Source organism: Bacteroides caecicola (assembly GCF_023337095.1).
GTDB lineage: Bacteria > Bacteroidota > Bacteroidia > Bacteroidales > Bacteroidaceae > Phocaeicola > Phocaeicola gallinarum.
In genome coordinates, this window is sequence record NZ_JAMBLM010000026.1 from 1 (window position 1) to 8,423 (window position 8,423).

Sequence of the window (8,423 nt, forward strand, 5' to 3'; positions counted from 1 at the left end):
ATTTTAATCCTATTCAATTGCTTCATAATTGAAATAATTTGTAGTTTAATGCAAATATATCAATATTCAATGTGACAAGCTAATATTGTTCAATTTATTTTAGTGAAATACGGTTCAACGATGATACTATTCAAAAATTGAAAATATAGAAATGGTAGAACTAGCTTATTGAAAAAATTCGTCAAAAATTACCTTACAATCTCGACAGTGACATCAGCAATTTGTTTGATAATGGGGAATAAAAAATTATCTAAATTAAAAGGACTAAAAAATGTAATCTGCAAGAATACACTCTTTTAGGTTCTGGGCATGTTATAAAATATCAGTAGTTATATATTAATTTCTCAAAAAACATCTATGATATGAATGTATAATATCTAATATTAATCTATCAAAAGAAACCGAGATTCATACTTTATTACAAATCTCGGTTTTGTACTAAATCTTCTTGTATCTATGATGACATTCAACTCTCATATATTTATTGTTGTATTTTTCTTTAAGCATTTCATATGTTAGTACTCCTTCTTTTATACAAGAGGCGAAGACTTTCATATCTTTAGGAATATCTTCTAACGGACCATTTTTTTCTATAAGCACCTGGATAAAAGCGCCACAAGTATAACTAACATCAGGAATAATTTTCAGTACAAACTGTCTGGCATGCAAAAGCTTTTTGTCTTGTTTACATTCCATAGCTTGTTCAAGCTCTAACAAAGATTTACCTTTTACATACATCTCAACAAGTGTAAAAAATTTTTCAACACCACTTTCTGTCCAAAGATTAGTTTCTTTAGGTAGTACAAACTTTTTAGCATTTTCGGAATTATTCATACTAGAAAAGAATTTATCCATCAAATCCAGTTTTTCTTTCATAACTGTTTTTAAATGAACTAGCATATATATAACAATATGGTCATCTAAGCCTGTTATAAAATCTAAATTGATAGACTCGTAGAATGCTATTAATAAATCCGGATCAACACTAGTCTTTGCAGATAATACAGATAGCCATTCGGATTGTTCAATATTTTCGTCTAACAAATTTTCTGTTACCAAAGCATCTAAATGGGTGTTAAATTCTGTTGTCCTACCTTTCAATCCCATTTGATAAGCATAAAATGTCTTGCCATATTTACGTTTCATATCAGATACATTCACCTTAAAATGTTTCAGTATCAAATCATTGTCCGTATAAATTTCTGTACTAAAGAAATCAGAAATTGGGTCCTTTATATCTAAACAGCGATCCCCTTTAGAAAAAATTTCATCACGAACCGTCATCCAATTACCTTTTGTCACCCGATCTCCATACGTTGCTATAATTGAAGGTATTAAAATTGCTGTTCCATGCGAACGAAATCCAGCTCTCCCAGCTCTTCCTGCTGCATTTAGTATCTCATGAGCTTTAATTTGTTCCCAACTATTATCAACAAATCTTTTATCACCAGCAATGAGTACTATATCTGCCGGCAAATTGATTCCCTGAGCTAAAGTCGGTGTAGCTACTAATACATTCACCCCATCCTTACTTCTAAAGTAATGTTCCGAAATAATACGCTCTTCTGGCAATAAATTACCATGATGTACAGTTGCTGATTCTGATTCGAAAAGATACGAATATTTCTCTCCACCTAACTCTAGTGCAACAGCATTGAATTTTTCTTTTTCATTAAGCTCTATCCAACCAATATTATTCCATTTGAGAAGTTTATTTATATTGTTTCGTATTGCATTGGCATCCATAGGTTTAGTTGCAAAAATTATTGTCTTATAATGAATTGCAGCATATCTGCTTGCCACTTCAGCTGCTACAGAGTTGTAATTTGAGGAAAGTATCCATTCATTATTTGCTCTAAGGTTAACAGGTTTACCTGTTAGCTCTACCAAACAATAATTTGACCTTTTGATATCGTCCCATGCTGATTTCAAACTAAATATACAATAAGGTGTTGCTTTCAACATATTATTTAAAGATGTTGTCGGTCTTATATGTTTTTTACTGCTTTGGAATCTAGCAATTATTGCTTTCAATTTATTAATTTCTTTTTCATCATAAACCATACATCCTTGCAACTGACAAGTCGGTTTCCACGGGCTATCAAGTAAAATACACTCGTGACCAGTCACTGATTTAATCCAACCAGCTATGTCCTTCCCATTACGCACCATCGCAGAAACGAAAAAATAGTCGGCTTCTGGTAAAATGTCGAACAATTCCACAACAAGTGTCATTGCATCATTCGCACGTTTATCATTAAAATTACCATGGACCAAATGAAACTCGTCAAAGACAACTAAACCAACATTATGCAATTTCTCTGGATCTAGACGCAACAATGCCAAACAACGCTCTGGCGTCATTACCATTATGGTATTATCTTCTTCATCTTCTTCGAACCAGGAGAATTCACCATCCCTATTTAAAATTGAAATATTCATTCTGTCGGTCAACTTAGCCAAACTGTTGTTTACTTGATTTTCCAGGGCATGAGTAGGAACAAGATATATTACACGCTTATTAGCCAGTAAACAAGAGACTATTTTTAATTCAGATAAGGTTGTCTTGCCAGCACCTGTTGGATAAGTTATCACAGAGGATATGCCTACATTTAATATGCCATTATCTATTGCTTCCAAATGGTTTTCCCATAAAAAAGGTCTTACTTCTGCTTGCTTTTTCAATGCACTTTTCCAACTATTCTCTTCCACCCCTACCGGAGTTGATATATTAATCACAGCATGACTCCACATCTCTTCACACGATAATATAAACAAAATAGAAAGAATATATGGAGCGACATATACATCCCTAAGAGAGAGCGATTCATCTTCATAAACTGATAATTCTTTTACTCTCAAAAAGGAATCAATTGAATACTCTTCTTGTCCTAACAATGAATTTGAAAATTGCTTTATACCCACCACTAATTCTTTCCAAAACAGCTGTTGCAAATATTGATGTAAATCATGATCTTCTCTTGGTTCATTGATTGGCAAATCACGTAATTTAGTTAAATTTCCATTCACCAAAAGTTTGACGGATTTATATAATTTTTTAATATACTTATCCGTATCTTTATATATACTAAAACTTTCTGCGATTTCTTGTGCATCAGCAAAATTACCACTTATTATATACAAAAGTGATGCATAAAGATCTGATGGGACATAATTCAAATCCAAAATCTCATTTTCTTGTACTCCTCTTATTTTAAACAATAACTTTCGAGCTGTTGCAGCAACATAAGCTATTGATTTTTTTTTATCACTATATGGATTTGCAAAAAGATACAATTCTAAAGTATTAGACAGTATATTTAGTTTTCTTCTATCATCTTCAAGTATTTCCAAATCAAAAGGAATCTCACCATCTTTATATTTTGCGCTCAAACTAATTATTTGGGCATAGACAGTGGTTAGAGTTACAGGAAGTAAATTTTCCGTAAAGCCTTCCACATGGGGAATCCTTCTTATTAATTCTTCTGTTACAGTATTATACATCGTACTATATATATGATTTTAATTTATTCAAAACTCTTTGTTGTAAATCACTCATCCACTCACGCTCTTTGTCATCTAAACAAATAGTCGCTGCTGTTCTTCTGAAAATATCATTACCAGAAATTATTTTATCATAACCTCTAAACAGTTTCTTTCGTCCGTCATCAGAATTATGAGTTACTTGACGTGTTATTCCAACTCGATATTGTCGATATTTCTCTTTCACAATATCATTTTGAATACTCTCGAATTGTTCCCCTAATTGATATCCAATCAATGCCTCCGTTAGTTGAAAGATTGCATTATTCTTCTCTCCTTTCTCCATTCCACGAAATTCTGGCCATACTTTATTCATAATTGTTGCCTTGGCATCTTCTGTACACTTATCTTCTGTTATTACAATTCGCTCTATAGTATTGCAGGACGTAAGTTTTACAGCAAAACCATCTATTCCGTGCATGGAAGGCTGGGGATGAGGTGCTTGTTGAAAGAAAAACGCACTTTCTTTATATTGATAAGCCAATTGAAGCCAGGATATCATTTGGAATAGCCATCCATCAACCTTGTACCTATCGACATCTGAATTATCTCTCTTTTCTAACTGCTGAATTAAAGCTTCAATAGTCTTCTTGTCTGTTTCTCTAGGAGTTGACGTTAATCCTTTAATAACTTTCGATACATGACCACAATTACCAAGAATGAGCTGACAAATTTTATCTGCCAACTCGTCCTTATCTGTTACTTGATATTCAAAATCATAACAGAGTTCGTCCAACTTCTTGCTATTGGTTGATATCATTAATTACAATTTTTATATTATTGGTTGTTGATAATAAAATCCCTAAGATATATTCTAAAGTCACCAATAAAATTAAGGTAATACATTACCCTAACCATACTTTGACTCTCCTTTCAATATCCCCCATATTTTATATAACATAACTATGATACTTTTATCAATATTATATTTTTAGCCCTTGTATTTATCTCCCATTATTTTTTATTCTCATATCCGAAAATAAAAATAATGGGAAAAGAGAATGATAAAACCTTTTGGGAGATAAACCTTATATAGGTGAGATTATCTAATATCTATTTTAAAATTACTCCGTCACTTCTGCAAGTACTCCTTTCTGTTCTGAATCATAGTCTGTTGATGTAAGTTTAGAAAAAAGATAGTCATCATCTAATAACTTAATGAAACGTTTAGCCGCGGCTTTACTATCAAGATTAAACTTTGTTTTTTCTTCATTAAATTTGAATTTCAACTTTTCTTGTTCACTTGCAAATCGTATAATAATCTCGTTGGTTAAATCCTTTACTTTACTTTCTGTTAATGCATGACGTAGCTTTTTAAGCATAGAAGGTTTGTCGCAAGCTTCTTTCAATTTAGTAATATCAAGGACTATATTCTTATTTTCTATACTTCTAAAAGTAGTCTGTGCTTCTTTCTTTAATATCTCGTCTAATCCTAACGAAGACTCTAATTTGTTTATTTCTATAAGAATTATAGCATCATCTATATATAACATTTGTATACCAGGTACAACTCGTAATAAACTATCCCTCTTACGTTCAAACATAGAATTATCCTTTTTTATTCCCAGAAAGAATGATGACCTACAATATGTTTTGTCAATAGGAAGTATTTGTTTATAGAAAACAGCTCTATGTTCTCCATCATTAATAACGACATAGAATCCATTTATTTTTTCTAAAGATGCATTATCTACAGTGAATAAAGGAGGATTATGGTTCGTACCCGCATTTGCCATATTAACCATTTCCTGAGTTCTTTGTTCTGGTGCTAGATCATATAAATATATCGTATTTTCTCGGTCTGAAGTTGTAGAATAATCTCTTATAGACAAATCATCTCTATCTAATATGAGAGATCTTAGAAGATCCACGTATATTTGCTTTAACTCATTCAAATCATCTGTTACCATATTGAACAATTGTAGTCCTGCTGGCGAAGTAACATATATATTAATATTCTTCTGAATATCATTATCTATGATGAACATCAATTTATTTTTTAACTCTTCTATATTCATTTTACTCTATTTTTTTTACATAATACGTATTATCATCTATTGGTATATAACATATTATATCACCATTTTTCAATTCGCCATACGTTATAACAACTCTTTCTATTTCTTCTTTATTTAGCTCTCCTGTAACTTTATATACTCTATATCCCAATAAAAGTAAAGTCGGATTTGTATAATATATGTCCGCTCGCACATAAATTATTCCTATAACTATAAATAATAAACAAAGAACAATTATATGCCTCCAATTATTTGCCAAACTAAAACTAACAAGAGGAATAAAATAGGTTCCAACAAATGCAAGAATATCATTATTTGCATTTTCTATCTTCATAATGGTTATTGGACCAAGTTTTGATCCTTTAATTCTATGCTTAAGATAATGCATAAAGCATATAGCATATATTAAAGCCAATGCACAAATAATAGGGATTATAATACCAATATTTGTTAAACATGCTGAAAATCCTATGAAAGTAGCATTTTCCTCAAAACAAATAGGAATATCAGTACCAAGTATGGCGATAATCAAGAAAAACAACACCATAGAAAGTAAATAAAAACAGAATTTTATATGCAAATTAAGTTTCATATTTAATCAATTATAAATCATAAACTTATCACAATTAATAACAAAATCCATTGGTGAATATTAATAATTATATGCCTTCTATTTCCATTACTAGTTCCGCATTCAATTCTTCATCCTTCCCCAATAATTGTTTCACAAGTCGATAAACTGTTGTACAAGGATTCTGGATTGCATATCGTGTATCCGTGTATAACAAATGCTTTGCTTCTGCAAATCGTAATGCAGAGTCCATCGAACCATATGTTGTCATTATCTCATAATTATTGGGATCCTTCTTAGTATATTTATACTTCTTTTTGGATTTATATTTGGGAGAAGCATTTACAGCTGCTGAAATTTTTTCTTCATAATCTTTTCGAGGCACTCCTGTTGTCACATTCTGAAAATGATACAAATACCATAATTCAAAAGCCTCATTACTCCAAGCCACTCCTATTCCATTATTCTGTCCTATTGCAATAGCATCATTGAAGTCTTTAGCTGGAAATTCATCTTTATCAAAAACAGCCCAAACACGGTCATATTTGTTTTTATTTTTAAGATCTATTGCCTTTTCTACAACATCCTTTGTTCCATGTCCAAGTCCTTTAACCTCAATATCATATACTATAATCCCTTGTTGCTTTTTAGCAAATGCCTCAAAGTAATGGGGTTCTGTTTTAGTTCCTTCACAAACAATTAACACCGAGCAACGAATAACCTTTTGCTCTCTCTTTTGTGATTGCTTCCTAAATTTTAAAGAAGCATTGTCTATCTTGATTTTCTTTGCTGCCATAGTCCCTAATTTTTAGTCGTTAAGAATATAAGGAATAGCTCCATAACGTCCTGCTATATAATTTTTCTCATAGTTGGCATCATTACGTGGCTTTGTTCCGTCTGGCAGTACAATATCCATCAGACTATACAAATCGGTCTGTTCTTTTGAATCCTTTTCAGTAAACCAGATTTGGTCACGTCTAAGAATCTTTTGAGAAAGCAAATGAGTATCATGTGTAGTAAATATCAACTGTGCATTCTTAGGATTTGTCACTGGACTATTAAACAGTTCAATAATATATTGCGAAATAAGAGGATGCATCTTTGCATCTAATTCGTCCACAACAAGAACCGCTCCTGAATAAAGCGTTTCAAATATTGGTCCAGACAAATCAAATAATTTGTTCGTACCAGATGATTCACGGTCTTCAAATGAAAAATTTATAGAACCAACAACCTTGCCTGAAGCAGAATATACACTATGTACTGAATCCAATTCTATGCTTTTCTTCCCCTGTGCTTCTCTTTGAAGTAGAGCCTTCAATTCAGATGGCAAATCCTGAGGTATATTGGGGTCTTCCTCATGGGTTAAAATATTATTGAAACCAAGTCTTAGCTTTTTAAAGAATTCAAGAGCATCAGTACTTAAAATTTCTTTTTTATGAAAGAACAGTTTTGAATAAGCCCTATATTGCTGATTGTTTAATCCAGAAATTACATTAAAATCTGATTGAAACCACGATATAACCTGGCGTGATATTTCTCCTCCCAATTGTTGGCATAACGACAAAAACAATCGATTATCATTCGTTTTTTCCTCATAACCAGCTCCTTCTGGAAAATTATTTTCCTCAACATAAATCCCTTCTTCATTCCTAACATACATCATTAGTTCTTTCGAACGTGGGGTTGTTTTACGGAATAACCATTCATCAATAATACGCTCCTGATTATGTCTAAACCCATATCTATAACAATATTCCCCTTTAAGAAATACCACCTCAAACATAGTTGGAGAATTGTTGTCTTTCAAAAGAAGAAAAGGATCATATTCTAGTTCTTCATTATCATTTAATTTTACAGACAACAATACACATCTTGCCATAGCATGCATAGCGCTGACTAAATTGGATTTTCCACTAGAATTGGCTCCATACAAAGCAAGTGAACGGAGTAGAGTATATTTGTTGAAATTAAATAGATTGGTATCAGAGTATTCCTTTAAAGCTCTGTCCGCTTCTAATACTAAAGTTTTTTTATTATAGAACGATCTATAATTCTCAACTGTAAATTCAAGCAACATGTATTTGTCTTTTTAATATTTCTATATATATGATTGTAACTAGTAAGTTCTACTGCAAAGATAAGAATATAATTTATATAATGTTTATTTTTGAGGAAATATCTCAAAAATAAACATTATTATTCTCAAAATAAAATTATACTCACAATAAAAGGCATGAAATAGCTATGTATATTTTCCCCTCTATATATACTGAATAGCTATAATTTTA

At 31.5% G+C, this 8,423-nt stretch carries 6 protein-coding genes; all 6 read right to left on the reverse strand.

What is annotated here, in order from left to right; translation table 11 throughout:
* Positions 1 to 438 precede the first annotated feature (438 nt).
* Positions 439 to 3,504 carry a DEAD/DEAH box helicase gene (locus M3085_RS13640; protein WP_249053307.1) on the reverse strand — a complete coding sequence of 1,022 codons (3,066 nt, stop codon included), beginning with the start codon at positions 3,502 to 3,504 and terminating at the stop codon, positions 439 to 441.
* A 4-nt stretch (positions 3,505 to 3,508) separates the two neighbouring features.
* Positions 3,509 to 4,303, reverse strand: coding sequence for a hypothetical protein (locus M3085_RS13645; protein ID WP_249053308.1), 795 nt, complete (start codon positions 4,301 to 4,303; stop codon positions 3,509 to 3,511).
* Positions 4,304 to 4,607: 304 nt separating this feature from the next.
* Entirely contained in the window at positions 4,608 to 5,561 is a 954-nt protein-coding gene (gene kwaB, locus M3085_RS13650; protein ID WP_249053309.1) for an anti-phage protein KwaB, read from the reverse strand.
* Position 5,562: 1 nt separating this feature from the next.
* Positions 5,563 to 6,153, reverse strand: a complete 591-nt coding sequence (gene kwaA / locus M3085_RS13655; RefSeq protein WP_249053310.1) for an anti-phage protein KwaA — start codon at positions 6,151 to 6,153, stop codon at positions 5,563 to 5,565.
* Between the two features lie 67 nt (positions 6,154 to 6,220).
* The gene (locus M3085_RS13660) at positions 6,221 to 6,928 is read right to left on the reverse strand and encodes an RloB family protein (RefSeq protein WP_249053311.1); all 708 of its coding nucleotides are present in this window, start codon (positions 6,926 to 6,928) and stop codon (positions 6,221 to 6,223) included.
* A 12-nt stretch (positions 6,929 to 6,940) separates the two neighbouring features.
* The gene (locus M3085_RS13665) at positions 6,941 to 8,212 is read right to left on the reverse strand and encodes an AAA family ATPase (protein WP_249053312.1); all 1,272 of its coding nucleotides are present in this window, start codon (positions 8,210 to 8,212) and stop codon (positions 6,941 to 6,943) included.
* Between the last annotated feature and the right edge of the window lie 211 nt (positions 8,213 to 8,423).